At 33.3% G+C, this 21,427-nt stretch carries 19 protein-coding genes and 1 pseudogene; 16 read left to right on the top strand and 4 right to left on the bottom strand.

Annotation, left to right across the window (positions count from 1 at the left end):
• Window positions 1-30 precede the first annotated feature (30 nt).
• Window positions 31-585, top strand: coding sequence for a hypothetical protein (locus H6W53_RS04535; protein WP_002977337.1), 555 nt, complete (start codon window positions 31-33; stop codon window positions 583-585).
• 28 nt (window positions 586-613) lie between these two features.
• A complete protein-coding gene (locus H6W53_RS04530; RefSeq protein ID WP_002977336.1) occupies window positions 614-763 on the top strand; it encodes a hypothetical protein in 150 nt (49 codons plus the stop codon).
• Between the two features lie 31 nt (window positions 764-794).
• On the opposite strand, the gene H6W53_RS04525 is transcribed toward H6W53_RS04530, so the two are convergent.
• On the bottom strand, window positions 795-1,055 hold the full coding sequence (locus H6W53_RS04525; protein ID WP_002977335.1) for a helix-turn-helix domain-containing protein: 261 nt from the start codon (window positions 1,053-1,055) through the stop codon (window positions 795-797).
• Between the two features lie 642 nt (window positions 1,056-1,697).
• Here H6W53_RS04525 and H6W53_RS04520 point away from each other — a divergent pair.
• Genes H6W53_RS04520 through H6W53_RS04510 form a run of 3 tightly spaced genes read left to right on the top strand, consistent with a single transcriptional unit; the run spans window position 1,698 to window position 8,582 of the window.
• The gene (locus H6W53_RS04520) at window positions 1,698-4,706 is read left to right on the top strand and encodes a SusC/RagA family TonB-linked outer membrane protein (RefSeq protein ID WP_002977334.1); all 3,009 of its coding nucleotides are present in this window, start codon (window positions 1,698-1,700) and stop codon (window positions 4,704-4,706) included.
• 10 nt (window positions 4,707-4,716) lie between these two features.
• Complete coding sequence (locus tag H6W53_RS04515) at window positions 4,717-6,090, top strand: RagB/SusD family nutrient uptake outer membrane protein (RefSeq protein WP_027383741.1); 1,374 nt, start codon at window positions 4,717-4,719, stop codon at window positions 6,088-6,090.
• Window positions 6,090-8,582 (top strand): alpha/beta hydrolase family protein, encoded by a 2,493-nt coding sequence (locus tag H6W53_RS04510; protein WP_002977332.1) that lies wholly within the window; start codon window positions 6,090-6,092, stop codon window positions 8,580-8,582. The genes H6W53_RS04515 and H6W53_RS04510 overlap by 1 nt, the downstream gene beginning before the upstream one ends.
• Window positions 8,583-8,592: 10 nt before the next feature.
• On the opposite strand, the gene H6W53_RS04505 is transcribed toward H6W53_RS04510, so the two are convergent.
• From H6W53_RS04505 to H6W53_RS04495, 3 genes are all read right to left on the bottom strand, one after another.
• On the bottom strand, window positions 8,593-8,862 hold the full coding sequence (locus tag H6W53_RS04505) for a DUF6520 family protein (RefSeq protein WP_002977331.1): 270 nt from the start codon (window positions 8,860-8,862) through the stop codon (window positions 8,593-8,595).
• 28 nt (window positions 8,863-8,890) lie between these two features.
• Entirely contained in the window at window positions 8,891-10,402 is a 1,512-nt protein-coding gene (locus tag H6W53_RS04500; protein ID WP_002977330.1) for a MauE/DoxX family redox-associated membrane protein, read from the bottom strand.
• 154 nt (window positions 10,403-10,556) lie between these two features.
• Window positions 10,557-10,757: a hypothetical protein gene (locus H6W53_RS04495; RefSeq protein WP_002977329.1), complete on the bottom strand. Its 201-nt coding sequence runs from the start codon at window positions 10,755-10,757 to the stop codon at window positions 10,557-10,559.
• A 343-nt stretch (window positions 10,758-11,100) separates the two neighbouring features.
• Between H6W53_RS04495 and H6W53_RS04490 the strand changes: the two genes are divergently transcribed.
• The 11 genes and pseudogenes from H6W53_RS04490 (at window position 11,101) to H6W53_RS04440 (ending at window position 21,426) form a co-directional block, all read left to right on the top strand.
• A complete protein-coding gene (locus H6W53_RS04490) occupies window positions 11,101-12,750 on the top strand; it encodes a helix-turn-helix domain-containing protein (protein WP_164720332.1) in 1,650 nt (549 codons plus the stop codon).
• 142 nt (window positions 12,751-12,892) lie between these two features.
• Window positions 12,893-13,267 carry a hypothetical protein gene (locus H6W53_RS04485; RefSeq protein ID WP_002977327.1) on the top strand — a complete coding sequence of 125 codons (375 nt, stop codon included), beginning with the start codon at window positions 12,893-12,895 and terminating at the stop codon, window positions 13,265-13,267.
• Window positions 13,264-14,703 carry a relaxase/mobilization nuclease domain-containing protein gene (locus tag H6W53_RS04480; RefSeq protein WP_002977326.1) on the top strand — a complete coding sequence of 480 codons (1,440 nt, stop codon included), beginning with the start codon at window positions 13,264-13,266 and terminating at the stop codon, window positions 14,701-14,703. Before H6W53_RS04485 ends, H6W53_RS04480 begins: the two co-directional genes overlap by 4 nt.
• Window positions 14,700-15,335 (top strand): ParA family protein, encoded by a 636-nt coding sequence (locus H6W53_RS04475; protein ID WP_002977325.1) that lies wholly within the window; start codon window positions 14,700-14,702, stop codon window positions 15,333-15,335. Before H6W53_RS04480 ends, H6W53_RS04475 begins: the two co-directional genes overlap by 4 nt.
• Complete coding sequence (locus H6W53_RS04470) at window positions 15,323-15,709, top strand: hypothetical protein (RefSeq protein ID WP_002977324.1); 387 nt, start codon at window positions 15,323-15,325, stop codon at window positions 15,707-15,709. Before H6W53_RS04475 ends, H6W53_RS04470 begins: the two co-directional genes overlap by 13 nt.
• Before the next feature lie 6 nt (window positions 15,710-15,715).
• Window positions 15,716-16,252 (top strand): hypothetical protein, encoded by a 537-nt coding sequence (locus tag H6W53_RS04465; protein ID WP_002977323.1) that lies wholly within the window; start codon window positions 15,716-15,718, stop codon window positions 16,250-16,252.
• A gap of 139 nt (window positions 16,253-16,391) precedes the next feature.
• Entirely contained in the window at window positions 16,392-16,727 is a 336-nt protein-coding gene (locus H6W53_RS04460) for a DUF4134 domain-containing protein (protein WP_002977322.1), read from the top strand.
• Between the two features lie 3 nt (window positions 16,728-16,730).
• Window positions 16,731-17,036, top strand: coding sequence for a DUF4133 domain-containing protein (locus tag H6W53_RS04455; protein ID WP_002977321.1), 306 nt, complete (start codon window positions 16,731-16,733; stop codon window positions 17,034-17,036).
• 12 nt (window positions 17,037-17,048) lie between these two features.
• Window positions 17,049-20,109, top strand: a pseudogene (locus H6W53_RS04450) (TraG family conjugative transposon ATPase).
• Window positions 20,096-20,755, top strand: coding sequence for a hypothetical protein (locus tag H6W53_RS04445; RefSeq protein ID WP_027383743.1), 660 nt, complete (start codon window positions 20,096-20,098; stop codon window positions 20,753-20,755). The pseudogene H6W53_RS04450 and the gene H6W53_RS04445 overlap by 14 nt, the downstream one beginning before the upstream one ends.
• Window positions 20,752-21,426: a hypothetical protein gene (locus H6W53_RS04440; protein ID WP_002977317.1), complete on the top strand. Its 675-nt coding sequence runs from the start codon at window positions 20,752-20,754 to the stop codon at window positions 21,424-21,426. Before H6W53_RS04445 ends, H6W53_RS04440 begins: the two co-directional genes overlap by 4 nt.
• Window position 21,427 lies beyond the last annotated feature (1 nt).

Here is a 21,427-nt window from a genome sequence, read left to right as displayed (position 1 = left end):
TTAATTTCAATCATCAACAATAAAATAACTATGAAAACAAAACTTCTTTTCTTGCTACTAATACAAATTATATTTGTTAGCTGTCAAAAAAAGGTTACTGATTTTAAGCTCGTAAGCTATGATATAAAATCAAACAACGAACTGTCCATTAGTGCTTATACCACTTTGGACAAAGATGGAGTTCTAAATGTTTATCTTGATAGAGAAAGAGATAAAGTATATTATCAATATAAATTAAGCCAGAGTGAACTTGATGAAATCAATAGCTTATCAGATAAAAATTTGGATAAATATGTAATAAAAAAAGCGCTGGATGCAAATCAAGGTTATGCAGGCAGTAGAAATTACTTAAGTTTTAAGGTAAATGGAAAGGAAGACAAAATATGTTTTATTTTACCTTTTATGGATTCTGATTTTAAGAAGGTAATAGATTCGCTGGAAGACAAAATTTATTTGCAGGACGAATCTCAAAGAACTGAAGCATCTCCTATAGATTTCAAAAAAGTAGAAAAAGAAATCATTACACAGAACCAAATTGATAATTATCTTCCAAGCAAGTCATTACCACCTCCTCCGATGCGATAAATTTCATATATTTACAAAAAGCATAAATATGAAAGCAATAAAAATCTACAGTATTGTAGCAACATTGGTAATAGTTGGACTTTCAGTCTGGGTTTACTCAACTAAAAAAGAATTAAAAGAAACAGAAGAAGTTCTTGATCAATGCTCTGATCGGTATTATCAGGAAATTAATAAGTAAAAGAAATCCTAACAAATTAGTTAGGATTTTTTTATTCGTCAATCTTATATTTATTAATATCGAAATCAAAGTCAAAAAGTTCTTTTGGGGTAATACCAAAAGCTGATGACATTTTCAACATCGTTTCTATAGTTGGATTGCCCTTTCCATTTTCAAATTTATTGTAATTGCTTGAATCGAAATTTGAATTCTGCGCAACCTCATCCATTGAGTTATATTTTGTAGCTCGAATCTTTTTCAAATTTTCTGAAAACTCAAGCATAAATAATCTTAAGACTTCTTTGCTATCCATAAATAATGTATTTATGGGCAATTTTGGATTTTTGATTTGAAAATTCGTGGTAATATATTACCATACAATAAATAAAATTACTATATTTGTAAAATAAGTTACAGAATATGTAATTTTGCGATACTTCAAAGAATAATAGAAGCTATTGCTTAGAATCTCAATTCGAAAACTGGTAATTTTAGTATACGAGACGATAAGCAGGAAGCTCACGACCTAGGCGTGGGCTCTCTTATCTGTATACAAGGTATACCAGTACCCCGAATTGGATAATGTAGAGTTCCACGCCGTCTTTTTCCAATGCTGTTCGCTTTTCTACTTCTAAGCACCTTCCAAAAATAGTATCAGATTATATGATACAATGAGGTGTACAACTCATTGCGGCTTTTAAAGCTTTCTCGGGACACAATTTCATTCATATTAAATGGCTTTTAGGTGCCTTGCGGTTAACTAACGACTATCCCCTATCCAAAAGGCACTAAGAAAGTTTTGTTTTCAAATACCTGAATCCAGAAGTAATAATAACTAAAAAATGAAATAAAAAATAATCCTTATAAATAAGAAAGCCCTTCCCTATTCAGTTTGCAGACTTCAGGAAAGAGCTAGGTTTATCAAGGAGTTTAATCAAAAAACCCATACAAAACTATGAAAAAATCCTATTCTAAAATAGGAAGCATTGGTATTGTCTTTTTGTTAACTGCATTATGCAGTAATGCAAAAGCACAAACCAAGACAGTGACCGGAACAGTTACTGTCGGCGAGAATCAGACACCACTTTCTGGAGTCAATGTATCTCAGGAAGGCAGTGATCAAGTTACACAGACCAATTCGAAAGGATTTTACATCTTACAAATAAACGGTGAAAATCCCATCATAATTTTCCGACATCCTGAGTATGCAGAAAAAAGAATTACCGTAAATGGTAAAGCTGTTATTAATCTTTCATTAGATCAGAAAGTACAGGGCATTGAAGAAGTTGTTGTCAATGCCGGATATTATAAAGTAAAAGAGAAAGAAAGTACCGGTAGTATTGCAAAAGTTTCAGCGAAGGATATAGAAAATCAGCCTGTGACTAATGTTCTATCTAGTGTTCAGGGACGACTTGCGGGTGTTACTATCACTCAAAATTCAGGAGTTCCCGGAGGTGGTTATGATATTCAAATAAGAGGTAGAAACAGTTTAAGAAACAAGGACAACAGCACAATTGATGGAAATCAGCCACTTTATGTGATCGATGGTGTTCCGATGGGTGGAGAAATGACATCACTCTATTCGACTGTTATTCTACCCGGAAGAAGTCTTAATCCTCTCAACAGCATCAATCCAAACGACATTGAAAAAATTGAAATTTTAAAAGATGCTGATGCAACAGCAATATATGGCTCCCGTGGTGCTAATGGTGTTGTTTTGGTAACTACTAAAAGAGGAAAGTCAAAACGACTGAATTTAAATTTTAATACATCCTATGGATTAAGTACAGTGATTTCTAATCTCAATTTGATTAATACATCAGAATATTTATCTATGAGAAAAAAAGCATTTGAAAATGATGGAATCAGTACTTATCCTGCAACGGCTTATGATATCAATGGAACTTGGAATCAAGATAGATATACAAACTGGCCGGATAAATTAGTTGGGAACACAGCAGCTTTGTCAAACACACAATTATCATTAAATGGCGGTGGAGAAACAACCAATTTTTTATTGAGCCTTTCAAATAATGAGCAGACCACTGTTTTTGGGGAAGACTTTAAATACAAAAGCAAAAACATTTCCAGCCATATCTCGCATCGATCTGCAGACAATAAATTTCAGATGAATATTGCCAATAGTTTTTCAATTCAGAAAAACAATGTCATTAGAACAGATATTACGAGGCAGGCGTACAATTTAGTTCCAAATGCACCTGAGCTTTACAATTCTGAAGGTGGATTAAACTGGCAGAATAATACATTTGCCAATCCTGTGGCAGCCTACAATAGCACCTATACAAATGAAAACAAGCAATTTCTTAATAGTATTACAACACAGTATGAGGTTTATAAAAACTTATTGCTAAAGCTTAATGGTGGATTTAACTACCAGACATTTGAAGAACTTTCGTTACAGCCCAATACAATTTATAATCCGGCTTATGCTGCGGGTCAGTCAAGCGCAACTTCGACAGCATCTAAGAATAATCAGGACAGATTTTCTTTCATCATTGAACCACAAATTAACTGGAATTACCAATCTGAACATCATAAAATCGATGCTTTGGCGGGAGGAACATTTCAAAGAGAGACAAACGAACAAGGGTCAATTGTAGGTGTAGGCTTTGAAAGTAATGCTTTTATAACAAATATCGGTGCTGCAAGAACAAAAACAGTTTCAGACCAAATCACAAATGAATACAGATACGCCGCATTTTTTGGGAGGCTTAATTATCAATATTTAAATAAATATATAATTAATCTGACTGGCAGACGTGATGGAAGCAGTCGCTTTGGTCCAAATAAAAAGTTTGCCAATTTTGCAGCAGTTGGAGGAGCTTGGTTATTTAAAAAAGAAAAATTTGCCGAAAATCTAGAATGGTTAAGTTTTGGAAAGCTTCGCGGAAGTTATGGTACTGCAGGTAGTGACAACATTGGAGACTATCAATATTTAGATACTTATACTGTCTCATCATCATATATCTATAATTCAGTTACAGGATTGATTCCGTCAAGACTCTATAATGGTAACTATAGTTGGGAAAAAACTAAAAAGCTAGAAGTTGCTTTAGAACTTGGGCTCTTCAAAGACCATATTAATATTACGACAGCTTGGTATAGAAATCTTTCTTCAAATCAATTGGTGGGCTACCAGCTGCCTTCAATCACTGGCTTTACAAGTGTATTGGCAAATCTTGATGCTACGGTCGAAAACAAAGGATGGGAATTTGAGTTGGCAGCTCAGCCACTAAAAACAGGGTCTCTTAAATGGGATACTAATTTCAACATTAGTTTTCCAACAAACAAATTAGTTTCATTTCCGGGACTGGAAGGTTCAACGTATGCCAATCAATTTATCATTGGGCAATCTACTTCAATTATCAAATTGTATCAACTTGAAGGTATCGATCCTAAAACAGGAAAATACAGTTTTACTGATTTCAATGGAGATGGAAAGATATCTTCACCTGAAGATAACAAAGTTGCTCAGGACATAAGTGTAAAGTTCTTCGGTGGGTGGTCGAACAGTTTCAGATATAAAAATTGGGACGTTTCATTTTTGTTTCAGTTCGTTAAGCAAAAAAACAGAAATTACAACAGTATTATAACTGTTCCTGGCAGTATGAATAATCAGCCAGTCGAAGTTTTAGATGTCTGGTCAACGGACAACCCTACTGGTACATATATGCCATATACTTCCGGAGTAAACACGCTTCACACATTTTTTCAAAACAGTACAGCATCAGTGTCGGACGCATCATTTATCAGATTAAAAAATGTACAATTGGGATATCAGATTCCATTAAAAAACAGCGTCTTCAGAAATGTCAAAATATACATTCAAGGACAAAATCTTCTCACGGTAACCAAATATTTTGGTGTTGATCCTGAGTTTTTAGCACTGGGCTATCTGCCACCTCTGAAAACATACTCTTTTGGGTTACAGTTCAATCTTTAAAAAATTTGAAATGAAAACAATTACAAACATTACTATATTATTATTCTCACTATTACTACTCAATCTGATTTCTTGTGAAGAGATGCTGGAAGTTGATGTACCGGAAAATCAAATTGATAAAAACAATGTTTTTCAGGACACTCAAACAGCAAATTCCGCATTATCGGCATTATATTCGAGTTTACGAGATAATTCTCTACTGGCAGGTGATAAGATGGGATTATTTTTGAGCAATTATACAGATGATCTCACTTGTTATGCAACTACCGCAACAAATGGAATCTATGAAATTTCACAAAATCAACTCATTTCCAGCAATGCTGCAGTTTATTCACTGTGGTCAAATACATATCAACAAATCTATTTCTCCAATTCTATCTTAGAAGGTCTTGAAAAATCATCAGGAATTTCAAACACAGACAAAAGAAGAATGAAAGGTGAAGCATTACTGATACGCTGTATTTTATATTTCTATTTACAGCAAATATATGGAGATATTCCTTATTTAACTACAACTGATTACACTGCTAACAACACCTCATCAAAATTGAGTTCTGATGATGTTCTTGTTCGACTTGAAAACGATTTGAACGAATGTTATATATTATTAGCAGACGAATACAGTAACTCCGAAAGAATTTTTGTCAATCGTAAAGTTGCAGAACTGATGATGGCAAAGGTATATTTTGCAGAGCAGAGACCAGCCGATGCGGAAGCTAAATTAAAATCAATAGCTCAAAGTTCTCTTTATACTTTCGAAACTGACATTGCTAAAGTCTTTCAAAAGTCAGGAAAACATATTTTGTGGCAATTAAAACCTAAAAATTCAGGAGATGCAACAAAAGAGGCAAGTTTATATTATTTCACAGGTGCAGCACCTTCGAGCTACGCACTATCGACATCTCTTATGTCCTCCTTTGCATCATCGGATTTCAGAAAATCGAACTGGATGGCAGTAATTACTGTGGGCGCAAACACTTGGTATAGAGCCGATAAATATAAAAATCGCTCAAATAATACCACAGAGTACTCCATTGTTTTCAGGCTTGAAGAAGTTTACCTACTATTATCCGAAAGCTTGGCAAAACAAAACAAACTCAATGAAGCACTGCTATATTTAAATGCTACAAGACAACGTGCTGGACTTTCGGCGGTAACTTCAGGCATTTCACAGTCTGATTTAATTACTGAAATCGCAAGTGAGAACCGTAGAGAATTCTTTACAGAGATGGGGCATCGTTTCTTTGATCTCAAAAGGAATAACAATTTAAATTCTCTTATTTCCTCAAAACCTAATTGGCAGACTAATCATCAACTGTGGCCAATTCCTCAAAAAGATCTTGAACTAAATTCAAATTTAAATCCCCAAAATCCAGGTTACTAATGAGATCATTTAAAAATATAATAATTTTACTGTTACTTGTAGGGATTTCTTTTTGTCAAGGTCAAACGTTGAGAGGCACATTAGAAAAAAAAATGGCTCAGCAATATCGAATAAAAATTCTTGCGATGTCTCCAAAGGGAAACTGGGTTATAGCAGGAAAACATTATGATATTAACAAAGATACTATTGAAATTTTTTCAACAAAGAATAAAATTCAAAAACCTCATCTGTTAACGAAAACCTTAGATATTCCAATTTTTTTACAAGAAGAAGCTGTGGTAGCATTGGCAAAAGATAAAGCTGTCTTAGTTAGTCTGAATGATAGAAGACAGAAGGTTTTTGACAATATTAAAAGAGTTTTTGCGTCTTCAGACACAGGAACTTTTGCATTACTAAACACTGCCGATAAATTGTCTGTCTATAATAACAAAGGGGCATCATACTACGAAATAGATAGTGTAGTCAATATTACGAAAGATAATGTAAGTAAAATTTTTGTCGTAAGAAAGGGTGAAAATAAATACGAAATCTACGACACTTCTTCCCAAAATAAAAAAAAGATCTACGAGAGCCCTGTGCTTATCAAGAGAATTGAAATAAGTGATTCAAAGAAAACACTTTATATAATTGAACAAAACAGTACTGATAAAACGGAAAGTTTAGTTTTATTAGATATCAAATCTGGCAATATCTCAAAACCAATTTTACAAGATATAGATACTGGAGATTACATTGTAGTTAGTGAAATGAATGAAGAAGGAAAGTATTTTGTAAATGGCCAAACGAAGATACCAAAAAACAAAAATGTCGAAATATGGTATGGAAATGATGGTGATTTAAGCAAGCATGACACTGGTTTTGATCCAATTGACAAATATTGGATAATTACAAACAATAATCATGTAAGCGCAATTGATAATAAAGATTCGAAAAAGATTTTTTTATCTGGCAGTGATAAATATCTTTTCGCTTTTAAAAGAGGAAAACTTCAAAATTATACAGTAGATAATCAAAATATTGATTTACAGATTTTAGATACTCAGAATAATACAGCCAAACCCTTTGATATTGTAAAAAGTGCATATTTCACTCTATCCAAAGATGGAGAATTTAGTATTTACAGAGACTTGCAGGATAAATGGGTGTTATGTAATCTTTCTACGATGAAAAAAGGATATATTCAAGATCACAGTCTGCAAAATCCTGTTTTTAGTAAAGACGCGTCATTAATTTACTTTGATTCTCAAAAAGGTATTTTCGTTTATAATATTCAGAAGGATAGACTGATCAAAATTAGCGAAAATCTAAGTAAAAAAGTTAAAATTTTGAATAAAGAGAGTCTACCATTAATTGGGAGCTATTTCAAGATTTACAGATCGTACCTAAAGAATGATAATTCAGTTTTAATAAAAGTCAGAGATGACGAAGAAAACAAAACGTCATATTATACCATTGTAAATAAAGATTTAAAATCAATAATAAAATCCTCAGAAAATTATATTAGAGATTTCTACTACAACAGAAACGCAAATTTTTTTGCTTATACATTAGAAAATTACAACAAACCGATGTCTTTATATTACGTTGATGATCATAAAAAAGAACCAATAATTCTTTTAACCAATGAAAATCGAGATGCTGCAGTAAAGAATCTTAAAATTGAAATAATAAATTATATTAATTCGGATTATCAGAAGTTGAAGGGTATTTTATATTACCCAACTAACTTTGAGCCTAAAAAAAAATATCCTATGATTGTAAGAATTTATCAAATTCAGAATGATTCGGCAAATCAATATGATATTATAGGCTATAATAATCCTGCTTCTTTTGATTTGAGAACTTTACTTGACCAAGGCTATTTCGTTTATTTACCCGATATTGTATTTGGTCCAAAAGGAACAGGTCTTTCAGCATTAGACTGCGTCAATAAAGCATTGGATACAATTCAGAACAGACCGTATATTGATCAGTCGAAAATCGGATTAACAGGGCATTCCCATGGGGGATATGAGACAAACTTTATTGCTACACATTCAAACCGTTTTGCAGCGTATTTATCTGGTGCTGGTAATAGTGATATTGTACGTTCCTATTTTTCTTACAATTATAATTTCCACAGCCCATTTTACTGGCAATATGAAAATGGACAATATGAATTGAAATTTCCTTTCAGTGAAAACAAAAAATTGTACTTTGACAACAACCCCATTTATAATGTTGAGAAAGTGAATGCGCCCATTCTTTTATGGGCTGGTAAAAAAGACGAAAACATAAAATGGGATCAGGTCATGGAATTTTATATTGGGTTAAAAAGGAATAATAAAGATGTTATAGCTCTGTTTTATCCAAATCAGGGGCATAATCCAAGTTTTAATTCAGAGGATAGAAAAGATCTTTATTATCGAACATTAGAATGGTGGGATTATTTTTTAAAAGATAAAACAAACATAGATTGGATTAACAAACAAATGAAAAAGGATGCTTTATAGCATCCCTTTTTTACTGCAGTCTGAAAAGTTCCTCTCCGCACATTGTCGGGTTGTCCGAAATTTTCTCGTGCAAAGACGAACTGCTGTCGCCCGACCAAACACATGGGGCTGTGCCCACTGTGTTACACTGTTGTTGTGCGTTTAGACATTCGCCAGTAACGGCATCAATTCTGTAAGCGTCAACAATTGCTTTTGCTGAATTGCTTTTTGCAGCACTAGTTGCAAATGCTGCGCCTGTGCCAAGTAATACTGTGACTACAGGAATCATTAATTTTTTCATATTAAAGAAATTTGAATTATTGCCTACTCTATTTTAGGTTTTCGGCATTCCCCTTTTCATATAAATTAAGAATCAGTCTAGTAAACTTGTATCTTTTCAATTCTTTGTCAATTAAAACAAAAAGATACATGTCGGTTGCATACATCTGTGTTAGCGCTTTATCATCCTTTTTAGGAATATAAAAGCTTCCTACATATTCCTGTCGGTCAATCCTGTAGATATCAATGATTGAATTTTTCTTCCATGCTTTCTTAGACTCATACTTGCCAATAAGCTTTGATTCCACAAAAAGGAGGTTTTGATTAGTTGTAGGATTTTGATTGTTTTTTAAACTTGGAACATTCATTTTATGTCGACCGTCTGGAATTTTAACCACATTAAATCTAGCTCGGCTTATGGTGTCAATTGTTTTTAAGCGAGATTTCAATTCAAGATCCTCATCCATGATCATATATTCATTTCTGTAATTATATATGTATATAAGATTTTTAAAATTTTGGTTGAGCAACAATTTTCCGTCACTGTCAAATACTCCGTCAATTTGTTTTTGAAGAATATCTGGATTCAATACAACTTTTGGATTTCGATTTAAATCAAGGCTACCCAAAGTGTATTGCTGTGTACTTTTACTCTGCGTTCTTAGTGCAAATCTAGCCGAATCTAAAACGGATAATTGAGTAAAGTATGCGTTCTGATAACTTATTGTTTCTGCATATTGGTCACCAATTTTACCTCTGTAAATTATTGGGACACTTCCATCGTAAAGAAAATAATCGTTTTTAAAGGTCTGAAGCCATAGATTTTTAAAGGAATAGTCTTTCTCATCCAGCTCTATCCTTTGTTGGCTTAAATTTGATAAATCATAATTAATTTCAGAAAATAATAATGGAGCTGTTATATTTCCAAGATATATTTTTTTACTATCTGAGCCTGCAATATAGTATGAATCCAGCTTTAAATCTATTGATTTATCTTCTAGTACTGGATGTATTAGAAATCTTCTAACAAAATTATTCTCTTTTTTTATAATGTATTCTGAAGAATAAAATAGATAAACAACAAGAGAAGTACTCGCGACAAAGACTACAAAAATTTTCACAAAATAGATGATGAATTTTTGTCTATTAATAACCTCAACTAGAATTACGGAAATAAAAGAAAGTAAAATACATCCAAGATTAAATAATAGATGTTCTGTCCAATCCATTTTCTCAAGTATCCCGCCGCAAGAACAGGGAACAAAGTCGCTAAAATTTAGGATAAGATAAATATAGATTGTAAAGGCTATCATAATTCCCATAGAGCTATAAAGCCCAATTAATCGAAATTTGGGAACTATAAGAGTAACTACAATAAGAAGCTCAACAATTATTGTTGCATAAGAAATAAATCCAGCATAAGCACTTAAAAGTGGTGATTGTGCGATCTGAACCTGGAAATTTCCAAAATCCATTATTTTGCTTGCGCTAGCGTAGCAGAATAAAAGAATAAAAAAACAGGCCGTTATTAGCGGCACTTGAAGGAAGACTGATTTTTTCATGGCTAAAAAATTTATTAAAAAACTTTAAAATCAAAATCTGCCCTTTCATTATTATCTTCTTCGTCAATTTTTGAAAGATTTCCCTATACCCGATCTAACGTCGTTGGCTGGATATTATATTTTTGAGGTATAGGGAATCTTTATATCATTTCATTTAGTGTTTCCAATCTTGACCATCCTTTACAGGGGGATCTTTTTCTAATTCAATTTTCATTCTAGTTGAATCAGATGTTTTATTACTTTCCTTTGCAACTCTAGATAGTGCAAAATCATTATCTACTTGCTCATCAACTTGTCTGCAACTTTGCGCACATAAACCCACAATAAGAATTAAAAATGGGATAACTTTTTTCATAATAGTAAAATTTATTAAGGATTATCCCGGCCGGTTTTTCTCAGAATTCTTGGAGTCAAAGGTATTGTCGAAAAGACCGTCCAAACAAGCATATGTGGGTGTGCTTTACAAAGCACGACGTCGTGTTTTATAAAGCACGACAACAAAAAACAATGAAACCGCTTCATTATCAATTGTTTTTAATAATAATTAAATATCTTAATAGAATATTGGGAAAAGCCCTGTTTTATGGAGATTTTACATAAATTTGGCGGTTCTTAATTGAAGCCTACTAACCATGCTTAAAGGATTTTCATTCATTTTGATATTATTCCCCTTTTTTCTGCTGTTAAATGCGCAGAAGATGAGCGAATATGAGATTATCCGAAAAAATTATGAGAATCTTCCTAAAAATGATAAAAGAGCAATTCCTTATGTAAAGACTTATATTCAAAAATCGAAAAATGAAAATGATTTTGAACATTTAACCCAAGGATATCGGGATGCCGTTTTCTTTACTAAAAATGAAAAGCAAAAATTAGTATATTCCGATAGTATGATCTATGCCGCTTTAAAATCACGAGATAAAGATTTGATAGGTTTAGCTTATTTGGGAAAAGGGATTATCTATTACTTTAACTATAAAAAATTTGATCCGGCTTTAGATGAATATTTAAAAGCTTATAACTATTTAAAAAATACTAAAGACGAGTATTTGAAATATAAGGTCGTCTATCATATGGGAGTCGTCAAAAGCTACCTAGGCTATTATTCAGAATCTAAAGAAAATTTCGAAGAATGCATTAAATTTTTTAATAATGAATCAGTTAAACAACTTCATCCAAATGAAGTTTTCAATAATAAAAGGGGATATTTTAACTCTCTTCACCAGTTAATAATCTGTCAGAGAAATCTAAAAAATTTTGCTGCTGCTGATAGTTTAATAAATGTTGGGCTAAAAGAAATTGAGGGGATTGATGAATTTTCTTTGGAAAAGAGTTATTTTTTAAAGTGCAAAGGCATTTCAGCATATAACCGTCAAAATTATAAGCATGCAATCGATATCTTAAATAAATCTTTACCAAAAATATTGAAGGTAGATGATTTTGCGACTGCATCATTAATTTACTCTTACTTAGGAAAGAGCTACTATCATTCTGATAAGGAAAAAGCACTCCATTATTTTGAGATGGTAGATTCAATTTTCGTTCATAAAAATTTTGTTTTACCGGAGACACGTGATAGCTACGAAATTTTAATAAACCATTTTAATAACCTGAACAACACAAAGAAAGAGCTGTACTACACTAAACAGCTCTTATCAGTTGACAGCTTATTAGGAAAAGAGTTTTACTATTTGACCTCAAGAATTCACAAAGAATACGACACGAAGCGATTGTTAGATAACAAAGAAGCTTTAGAGAAGAGAAATCTTCTCACTTCCTTAATGGTAATATTTTTTATATGTCTTTCGCTGCTTTTTATCACACTATACATTTTTAAATATAGGAAGAATAAGAAGATCATGCTGAATTACAGGATACTGCAGATAAAGCTTGACAATCGTCAGCTTGAAAAAATGCTACATCAACATAGTCCCGATACCATTTACGAGGATGAGAAGACATCGATAATTAGTAAGGAGATTTACCAAGATTTACTATTAAAAATAAAATCATTTGAGGATAGACAAGAATATACTCAAATAGGATTAACATTAAATCAGTTGGCGGCTCAATTCAATACTAATACAACATATTTATCAACTTTTATCAACGAATCAAAAGGCGTTAATTTTAAAAATTACCTAAACAATCTTAGAATTGATTACATTACCAATCTAATGAATACTGATAAAAATTACTTGAAATACACAATTGAAGCATTAGCTGAAAAATGCGGTATAGCATCCCGTCAGAATTTTTCAGATCTTTTTTATGAAATTAATGGGATGCGTCCAACAGATTTTATCAAAAAAAAGAAAGAAGAGCAAAAAAATAATAACGGTAAATAGAAATCGAAAATACTAATCTATAATTTTCAAGTGAATTTTACATAATTTTGATGATCTAATCAGGAGAAGAATCTTCTCGTTTGCAAATTGAAATGTGCGAATCCTAATTAGGATTGCCTTAACTATTTTAAAAAATTGCCAAATGAAAGATTTAAAAACCTCAGGCAGATCAAAGACTGCACGAATTACTTTAAGGCTACATGACGAAGTAAAAGAAAAATGGCTGAATCACTGTAATAAATACAACCTTCATCTTTCCGATTATATCATTAGCGGCGTCGAAGGAAAGCTACTTGATAATGACAGGAAAGAAATCATGAATTTCATCGAAAATCAGGTTAATTTATTCTCTAAAATTGAGAATAATATCAATCAGATTGCAAAACATATCAACACCAACAAGCACTTACCCACTACCCTTTTATCTGATTATAATTCAAAGCTTGAAATTCTCAACAGTCTGAAAATTGAGCAAAACAGAATAATCAAAAAAATCTATATTGAACTTGCAAAATGATTGTTAAAATATTAAACAAATCATCCAGTGAGTTCAATGGTGTGATTTATAATGACAAGAAAATTGAAAAAGGAAAGGGAGAACTTTTATCAATTAAAAATTTCCCGGCTCATCTTAATCACTCTTCGGGAGCTCCAGACATAAAAAACTATCTGAAAGCAGTTTCCAAAAATAATTCAAGAATAAAAAATCCGCAGTTTCACGCTACAATATCCGCAAAAGGACGCGAATATTCTAAGGAACAATTGGCGCTTACAGCAGATAAATTCATGGATAAAATGGGCTATGGTGAACAACCGTACATTGTTGTTTTTCATAATGATACTGCCAACAACCACATTCATATTGTAAGTACAAGGGTTAATAAAGACAGCTCAAAGCGTATTGAGAGAGATTTCGAAAAATATAAAAGTCAAACTGCTTTACAGGAAACAATTAAAGAGTTGTACGGTACTGACGTACATCAAAATTTAGAAAAATTGATTGATTATAATTATAGTACGTTACATCAGTTTAAGACACTGCTGGAACTTAATGGATACGGCTATTATGAAAAAAATGATAAGTTAAATATTACAAAAAACGGCGCTTTTATCAAAGTTTTAAATGTCAATGATTTAAATTTTTCAAAAAAAAGTTTTGACGAGAAAAGAAAAAAACAGATATTTGCTCTATTCAAAAAATACAAAGAGGTATTTTCCAACTCGGTTTTCAGAGTATCGGATAAAAACCATGCCTCCTACCAATCAGAGCTTCAATACCATCTGAAGAAAAAATTTGGGATTGATGTTGTTCTTTCATTCAAAGATGATAAACAGCCTTTCGGCTATTCCATCATCGACCACAAAACCAATACGATTTACAAAGGCAGTGATATAATGAAAATGAGTGACCTATTCATTATCAGCTCCCAAGTATTAGACAAAAAGATCTTTGACATTCTGGCCAATTCAAATTTGACAATCGAAACGAAGAACGTTTTTAAAAAGCATTTGGAACAAGAGTACAAATGCGAAATCCAGGATTATATGCTTTTTTTGAAACAATCGAAAAAGACAAATTATAATATCTGGAAAGACACACGAAATTCAACAATAGATCACATCCTAAACTTAAGGAAAGTAAGTAATAATTCGCAGGATAAAATAAAGATCGTCAGTTTCTCAAATGAGGCATTCGTCATTAATAAGATTGACAATGTTGTCTTTACCGTAAAAGAATTGGTCGGAGATTACTATTACAACCTTTATTTATCTCAATTACTAAATCCTCAAAATCCAGGACACCAGTCTATTGTCAATGGCGTGCAAGCTGCAGAAGCATCAAGTTTAGAAGAAATGTTAAAACGCACTTCCCTATTTGATATTTCAGCAGCTTCTCCGCCATCAAGCGAAGAACTAGAAAATAGAAGAAGAAAAAAGAAAAAAAAGAGATGATTATTACGTTTGCAAATCAGAAGGGCGGAGTTGGCAAGACCACTTTAGCCATTGCATTTGCCAACTATCTTTCTATGTTTACCGATAAAAAGGTAAATGTCATCGACTTTGATTTTCAGCGTTCATTTTACAGGCAATGGTCAGAAGACAAAGAATTAAAAGCAGATTATCTTTATGAAGTAGAGAAAATTTCGGAAGAAAATATTCATCTCACGCAGAATGAAAAAGTTTTAATGCAGTTAAAGGAAAGTCAGGAGGTTATTCTTTTTGATACCGCCGGAAATATTCAGAATAATTACACGCAGGTATTACAATACAGTGATGCCATAATAATTCCTTATGGATACTCCAGTGTTACAATGATGTCTACAGTACTGTTTCTCAATCTTCTTAAGCTTATCAAAGTCAAGGCAAAAATATATTTCATCAGAAATAATATGCGCAAAGACGACAGCTACGAATTGAAACCTGTAATGGATGCTGAATTCAATACGATAGGGAAAGTAATTGGCGGATCAGTTCTAACCAGAAAATGTATGCTTAGCATCAACACAAAAGGACTGACATATGAACAAAAGTTAGCTGTCAAAGAAACATTCGATGAATTAATTTATCATCTATGGGAATTTTAGACCGCTATACGACCGATGAAGATAAAGAGGAATTAGCAAAGAATCTCAATATTCTGAGTGACGAGGCAGTCTTATCGAAAAAGGGCATTAAACACAAAACAGCAGATGCAGCAAAAAACACTCGGACAAAGAAAAAACCAACCAATCTAACCGAACTTGATGATAAAACCTTATGCATAATTAATGAATTTGTTGACTCTTACAAGAGTAATGACAAAACCAGCAGAATGATAAGGATACAGGATCATCATTACAGAAAGTTGGTGGGCCTTCGTGCTGACGGGATATCTGTAAGCGAATTTGTAAGTTTTGCGGTGCATCTCGCTCTAAAATCTGACGATTATGAAAATTTCTTAAACATTTTAAAAAAGTGAAAATTTATGGGAAAAGTCCTAATGATTACTGGTTTACTATACATTCTATATTATACCGGCATTGCAGTTTATGACTTATTTATAAAAAAACAGATCGTAAATAGAAATGAAAATGATGGCGAATTGATCAGCCTTGAGAACTTTATTGAAGAAACTCCAGGAGAAATAATAAATATTTATGAAGATGACGTAGAGAATTTAAACTTACCAAGTTCCTATGATTATGAAGAGACAGAATTATCCTCCGAAGAAAACGGCGAACCTTTTAACCATCGACGTTTTGAGGAAGAGCGGGAAATTGAAAACTTCTATGGCGACAATCAACAGGGCAAAGATGAAAAAGAAGTGCGTCAATCATTTCTTTCAAATTTAAGTTCAGTGATCGGAAGCAAAAATTCGGAGGCAATACCTCATCAGAAGGAAATAATTCCGTCAGTTATTTCGGATGAGATGTTTCGAAATTTCTTTGAAAAAGCATCAAGACATATCGTTGTCGGCTCTGAAAGCGGTCAGAGTTTTTACAAATCAAGTTTAGTTTTTTAATTACATTCAGTCAATGATACGGAAAACGCCGTATCTGTTTCGATTCCAAAGCACTTTATGGAGCTTTGGAATCTTTTTTTACCAGACGGTTTCAAATGAAACAATTCAATTATTGTTCAATTAAAATTTTAAAAATCAAATGAAAAATAATATTACAAGCATTAATAAACACCATAAAATTAAAAAAGCGCTGTTCTCCGCAATCTTGGTATTATGCACAAATTTACTTTTTGCTCAGACAGGAGGCGCCGGAGCTATATCTTCGGCAACATCGGATATCGAAGAGTACGTTGAGCCAGTCTCAAACTTAGTTCAAATGATAGGTGCGATCGTAGGCATTGTCGGAGGTGTCCGAATTTACAACAAATGGAACAATGGTGACCAAGACGTCAATAAAGAACTGATTGGCTGGGGAGGTGCCTGTATCTTCCTGCTTCTCGTTCCCACAGTAATTCAGGCATTTTTTGGAATATAAGAAATGGAAGAAAAGAGTTTCTTTCTATACAAGGGGCTAAAGAAGCCCCTTGTGTTTAAAGGTCTGAAAGGAAAGTATATCTATTATGCCGGTGGTTCATTTGCCGGCACAATGGTTTTAGGCATCATTCTAAGCAAAGTTATAGGATTCTTTATAGGGATAGTTCTTGCTTTAGGTATTGGTGCAGGATTGATTTGGAATGTCTTCAGATTACAGAAAACCAAAGGTCTTTTTAACAAAACGCTTAACAAAAATGAGATTTTTATGATTCCTGTAAAAATAAAACTGAAGCAGAAGTACAAACGTTAGGAAATACACACAATGAAAAAGAAAAGCTTTAGTCTGCCATTTATTGGCTACGACTACGGTTCAGAATTTAATGTTAATTATGATGTTCTTATCGGTGAATTTGGAAACCCGATCATTGCCATCCAAATTAAAAATATTGTCACACAGTATTCGGCAGACCGTGCCTTGTATCTGAAGTATCATTCAATACTACTTAATATTATCAGTATTATTGGAGAAGGATATATCGTTCAGAAGCTGGACATTTTCGATAAAAAGATCTACCAGGCGGAAGCACATGAAGAATATTTACAGCAAAAATATTCAGAACATTTTGCGGGAAGAATTTACAAAACAATCGATAGCATTCTGGTATTTACCCACAGGATCGATCAAAGCAAAAAGAAAAACCAGTACAAATATTCAGATAAAAAGTATAAGGAATTGCGAGACAAAGCAGAAAAAATCTTTATGCTTCTGAAGGAAAATGATTTTGAGCCCCATTTTTTCTTTGAAAAGAATTTTGAGTATTACATCTCCTCTATTCTTTCCATGAACTTTGGCAGATCAACAAAAGCTTTTGACAATATAAGGTCACTTGACAGTAATCTCCAGATTGGTAATTCCTATGTGAAGACCATTTCTTTAGTAGATGTTGAAAATATTGAACTGCCCAATGAAATTTACCCTTACACAACGTTGGGTGGAAACGGAGCTATCAAAGATACCGCAGTTGACAATTTTTCTTTTATTAATGACCTGGAACTGTACAATACCATTATTTACAACCAAATTATTGTCATTCCTGATCAGACGGAAAGAGTTAAATTTTTAGCCAATAAAAAAAATCGTCACGAAGGATTTCAGAATGAACCTTTGAATAGGATCTGCGCCGAAGAAATAGGTATTTTGCTGGATAATATTGCTAAGGACGGTCAGCTTATTGTTGACGCACATTACAGTCTTGTCACCAGCTGCCCAACTATTGAGGATTTGGAAAAAATCCAGTCGATGATTGAGAACCAGCTCTTTCAAAAAGGAGTAATTTCCAGTAAAAATTCTTTCAATCAATTGGAGTTGTTTCGAGCATCACTACCGGGGAATGCCAATGAACTAAAAGAATACGATTTGTTTACCACAACGAGTGAAGCCTCGCTGTGCTTTTTTTTTTAAAGAGAGCTACCCCGTAGATGAACCATCCAGTTTTTACCTGAGATTTACGGACAGACAGGGAGTTCCGTTAAAGGTCGACACCGCTGATCTGCCAATGCAGATCGGCAGAATCAATAATCGAAACAAATTTGTTCTTGGACCGTCAGGAAGCGGAAAATCTTTTTTGATGAATAATATCATTGAACAATATTTAGCCTACAATTATGATGTTGTAATTGTGGACACCGGAGACAGTTACAGCGGGACGGCAAAATATAAGAATGGGAAGTATATTCAGTACACCGAAGAGAAGCCAATCACAATGAACCCCTTTGTAGTCAGCCAATCGGAATTTAATATTGAGAAAATTGAGTTTCTAGGAAATCTTATTTTTCTGATATGGCAGGGTGCAGATTCATCGATGACCACCACACAAAAATCCATTATTGATAATCTGCTCTTAGCGTATTACCATCAGTTTTTCAAAGGTGGTACCAATTGGTATCAGCAAAAGACCTCGCGTGAGCTGATTCTATACCTAAGTAAATACAACATCTACGAAGATGATCTTTATAATGAATTTGAGAGCCAATACAGTGAAAATGAAAATTACTATCAAATTTTAGGAATACCAATGGATGCTGAAAGCTCGGACATTAAAAAGGCGTTTCGAAAATTGGCGGTACAGTATCATCCTGATAAAAATCTTGATAAAGCTGATTTTGATGATTCCATATTCGACAAAATACACGAGGCTTACGAAACATTGGTCAATACCGAAAAAAGAAAGACTTACGATGAAAGCCAACTGATCCTTTCAAATACTAAAATAATTGAAAGACCCAAAATCAACAGTGCGGAGTGGGAAAATGCCTTCAGAAAATCACTCATCAAAAAACTGGTAGAGCTTGAAGAAATGCTAGACGTGGAAGAACTTTCTTTCAACACTTTTTATGAGTATTCTGAAAAATTTCTTCCTATTTATCTTTCCAATAAAAAGTTCAAAATTTCTGAAGCTGAATTCAACCTGAGAACATTCCTTTATGTATTGGCTGATTTTTACAAAGGAGGTAGGTATGGAACGACTTTAAATGAAGATGCAGACAACTCATTATTTTATGAGCCCTTTATCGTCTTTGAGATTGATAATGTTAAAGATAATCCTAAGCTGTTTCCTATTGTAACCCTCATTATTATGGATACGTTTATCCAGAAAATGCGTCTGAGAAAAGATAGGCGAAAAGCACTCATTATTGAAGAAGCCTGGAAGGCAATTGCGAGTAAACTAATGGGAAGTTATATTTTATACCTGTATAAAACAGTCAGAAAATTCTGGGGTGAAGCCGTTGTTGTTACACAGGAGCTGGATGATATTATCGGGAATGCTGTCGTAAAAGACAGTATTATTAATAATTCGGATACCTTCATACTTCTCGATCAGACAAAATTCATCGATAATTTTGATAAGATTGCAAAATTGCTCTCACTTAATGAGGTTGAGCAGAGTAAGATTTTCACCATTAATAATCTAAATAATAAAAGCGGTAGAAGCCGGTTCAAAGAATTTTATCTTAAACGGGGCAGCAAAGGTGAAGTATATGGTAATGAAGTTTCACTACAGCAATATTTGACTTATACTACTGAAAAACCTGAAAAATCTGCACTCGAATACTATGTTAATGAATATCGAAACTATCAGGATGCATTGGAGCAGTTTGTTCTAGATATTGATCATCTGAAAGACGGTCTACCAAACTTGGTATCATTGGTAAATATTTACCAAAAACCTATTGACAACGGGTTAATCGAATACTATCATTCATTCAAAAAGCAAAACCCTAGTAAAGATTTCTTCAAAAGTATCAAACGGCTACTTATAGATCAAGATATAACGCTAAAGGAATTTATTAAAAGCAAAAATCAGACTTATGAAAAAATATAGCATCATACTCATGGTCTTTATCATGAGTTTTTATAAAACACAAACTCCCTATATAGATGTACTGACAGCTCCTGCTATGATTTTATATGCCAATCAAATTAAAAGCGAGCAGGAGAAAACAGTCGACGAGATGAATAAACTGCAGCAGGCGCAGGCGGTTGTCTCAACTCAGATGGTTCTGGCCAACGATCTGCAGAATAAATTGTACAAAGGATTAAAAGAGGTAAATGGTACTTTGAAAAACGGCATTCAAGTTCAGAATATTTACAACAACCTTAGCAAAATAATCACGAATGTTGATGGGATATATAACGAAGTGCAGGATGCACCGGAGTACAGCATATTTGCGACAAAATCAATACAGCTGGTAACTAACAAAGCGACCGACATTTATACTGATGTTGCTGATCTGCTGACAAGTGGTGAGCTGAATCTTGCAACTTCAGGAGATCGGAAAAGGCTTCTGTACAATATTGAAAATAACACCCGTCTGCTGAATGTCTATTTGATCAACGTAAAGATGACGATAAGGAGAGCCAAAAGAAAAGGATTCTGGAAATCTATCAATCCATTTCAGACGTATGTCAATACTGACAGGCATATTTTTCAGCAAATATTGAACAACGCAGGAACATTGGGACTATGAAAACTTTATCAAAAACTAAAGTCTGTTTCCTGATTCTGATTTTTTCAAATATACTTAAAGGTCAGCTTACTGGAGGGAATTATATCTGCTACTACCTTATTAACTCTGAAATTCAAAAAACAATGGATGAAAATGAGAAGCAGAAAGAAATGAGAAATAAGCAGCTGACCAATTTAAGTCTGGAATCAGCCAATAAGGAACAATGGAGCAAATACAGGGATGTGACTGAAAAAATTCGTGGAAGGCTTAACAACCTTTCGTTTGCAGTTCAGGCTATTCCGACATCGGTGAACATCGTCAGAGAAATTGATAAGATTTATGAGATACAGTCGAAAATTTATACTGAATTATCTGATGCCCCAATCTGGATTCCTGTCGCACTCAATGGTCAGTATGAGTTTATAAATAGTCTGCAGTTGTATATCAGGCTGATGGCAGGTATAGTTTTATCGTATGGGACGATAAACGAAATGGAAAAGGCCGAACGTAAAATTCTTCTGGATTTTGCTCAAAGTGAAATCAAGACTCTTCGGCAGCAGTCCTACTCTACCCTTCAGAAAATCATCAATGTCAAGAGAAAAATAAAACTGCGTAATAACCTGCTTCAAAATTGGGTGAACAGGGACAAGAAAATCATTCAGGATATCATTAACAATGCAAATCTTTATTAAA

It is taken from the genome of Chryseobacterium sp. C3 (assembly GCF_014218905.1).
GTDB classification, from domain to species: Bacteria; Bacteroidota; Bacteroidia; order Flavobacteriales; family Weeksellaceae; genus Chryseobacterium; species Chryseobacterium mucoviscidosis.
The sequence above is the reverse complement of the archived record's forward strand: the minus strand, read 5'-3'. Positions and strand labels throughout refer to the sequence as shown.

What these genes read in the sequence shown, in the direction of transcription:
- H6W53_RS04535 (WP_002977337.1), top strand. Translation starts at nt 31, where the DNA reads ATGAAAACAAAACTTCTTTTCTTGCTACTAATACAAATTATATTTGTT.
- H6W53_RS04530 (WP_002977336.1), top strand. Translation starts at nt 614, where the DNA reads ATGAAAGCAATAAAAATCTACAGTATTGTAGCAACATTGGTAATAGTT.
- H6W53_RS04525 (WP_002977335.1), bottom strand. Translation starts at nt 1,055, where the DNA reads ATGGATAGCAAAGAAGTCTTAAGATTATTTATGCTTGAGTTTTCAGAA.
- H6W53_RS04520 (WP_002977334.1), top strand. Translation starts at nt 1,698, where the DNA reads ATGAAAAAATCCTATTCTAAAATAGGAAGCATTGGTATTGTCTTTTTG.
- H6W53_RS04515 (WP_027383741.1), top strand. Translation starts at nt 4,717, where the DNA reads ATGAAAACAATTACAAACATTACTATATTATTATTCTCACTATTACTA.
- H6W53_RS04510 (WP_002977332.1), top strand. Translation starts at nt 6,090, where the DNA reads ATGAGATCATTTAAAAATATAATAATTTTACTGTTACTTGTAGGGATT.
- H6W53_RS04505 (WP_002977331.1), bottom strand. Translation starts at nt 8,862, where the DNA reads ATGAAAAAATTAATGATTCCTGTAGTCACAGTATTACTTGGCACAGGC.
- H6W53_RS04500 (WP_002977330.1), bottom strand. Translation starts at nt 10,402, where the DNA reads ATGAAAAAATCAGTCTTCCTTCAAGTGCCGCTAATAACGGCCTGTTTT.
- H6W53_RS04495 (WP_002977329.1), bottom strand. Translation starts at nt 10,757, where the DNA reads ATGAAAAAAGTTATCCCATTTTTAATTCTTATTGTGGGTTTATGTGCG.
- H6W53_RS04490 (WP_164720332.1), top strand. Translation starts at nt 11,101, where the DNA reads ATGAGCGAATATGAGATTATCCGAAAAAATTATGAGAATCTTCCTAAA.
- H6W53_RS04485 (WP_002977327.1), top strand. Translation starts at nt 12,893, where the DNA reads ATGAAAGATTTAAAAACCTCAGGCAGATCAAAGACTGCACGAATTACT.
- H6W53_RS04480 (WP_002977326.1), top strand. Translation starts at nt 13,264, where the DNA reads ATGATTGTTAAAATATTAAACAAATCATCCAGTGAGTTCAATGGTGTG.
- H6W53_RS04475 (WP_002977325.1), top strand. Translation starts at nt 14,700, where the DNA reads ATGATTATTACGTTTGCAAATCAGAAGGGCGGAGTTGGCAAGACCACT.
- H6W53_RS04470 (WP_002977324.1), top strand. Translation starts at nt 15,323, where the DNA reads ATGGGAATTTTAGACCGCTATACGACCGATGAAGATAAAGAGGAATTA.
- H6W53_RS04465 (WP_002977323.1), top strand. Translation starts at nt 15,716, where the DNA reads ATGGGAAAAGTCCTAATGATTACTGGTTTACTATACATTCTATATTAT.
- H6W53_RS04460 (WP_002977322.1), top strand. Translation starts at nt 16,392, where the DNA reads ATGAAAAATAATATTACAAGCATTAATAAACACCATAAAATTAAAAAA.
- H6W53_RS04455 (WP_002977321.1), top strand. Translation starts at nt 16,731, where the DNA reads ATGGAAGAAAAGAGTTTCTTTCTATACAAGGGGCTAAAGAAGCCCCTT.
- H6W53_RS04445 (WP_027383743.1), top strand. Translation starts at nt 20,096, where the DNA reads ATGAAAAAATATAGCATCATACTCATGGTCTTTATCATGAGTTTTTAT.
- H6W53_RS04440 (WP_002977317.1), top strand. Translation starts at nt 20,752, where the DNA reads ATGAAAACTTTATCAAAAACTAAAGTCTGTTTCCTGATTCTGATTTTT.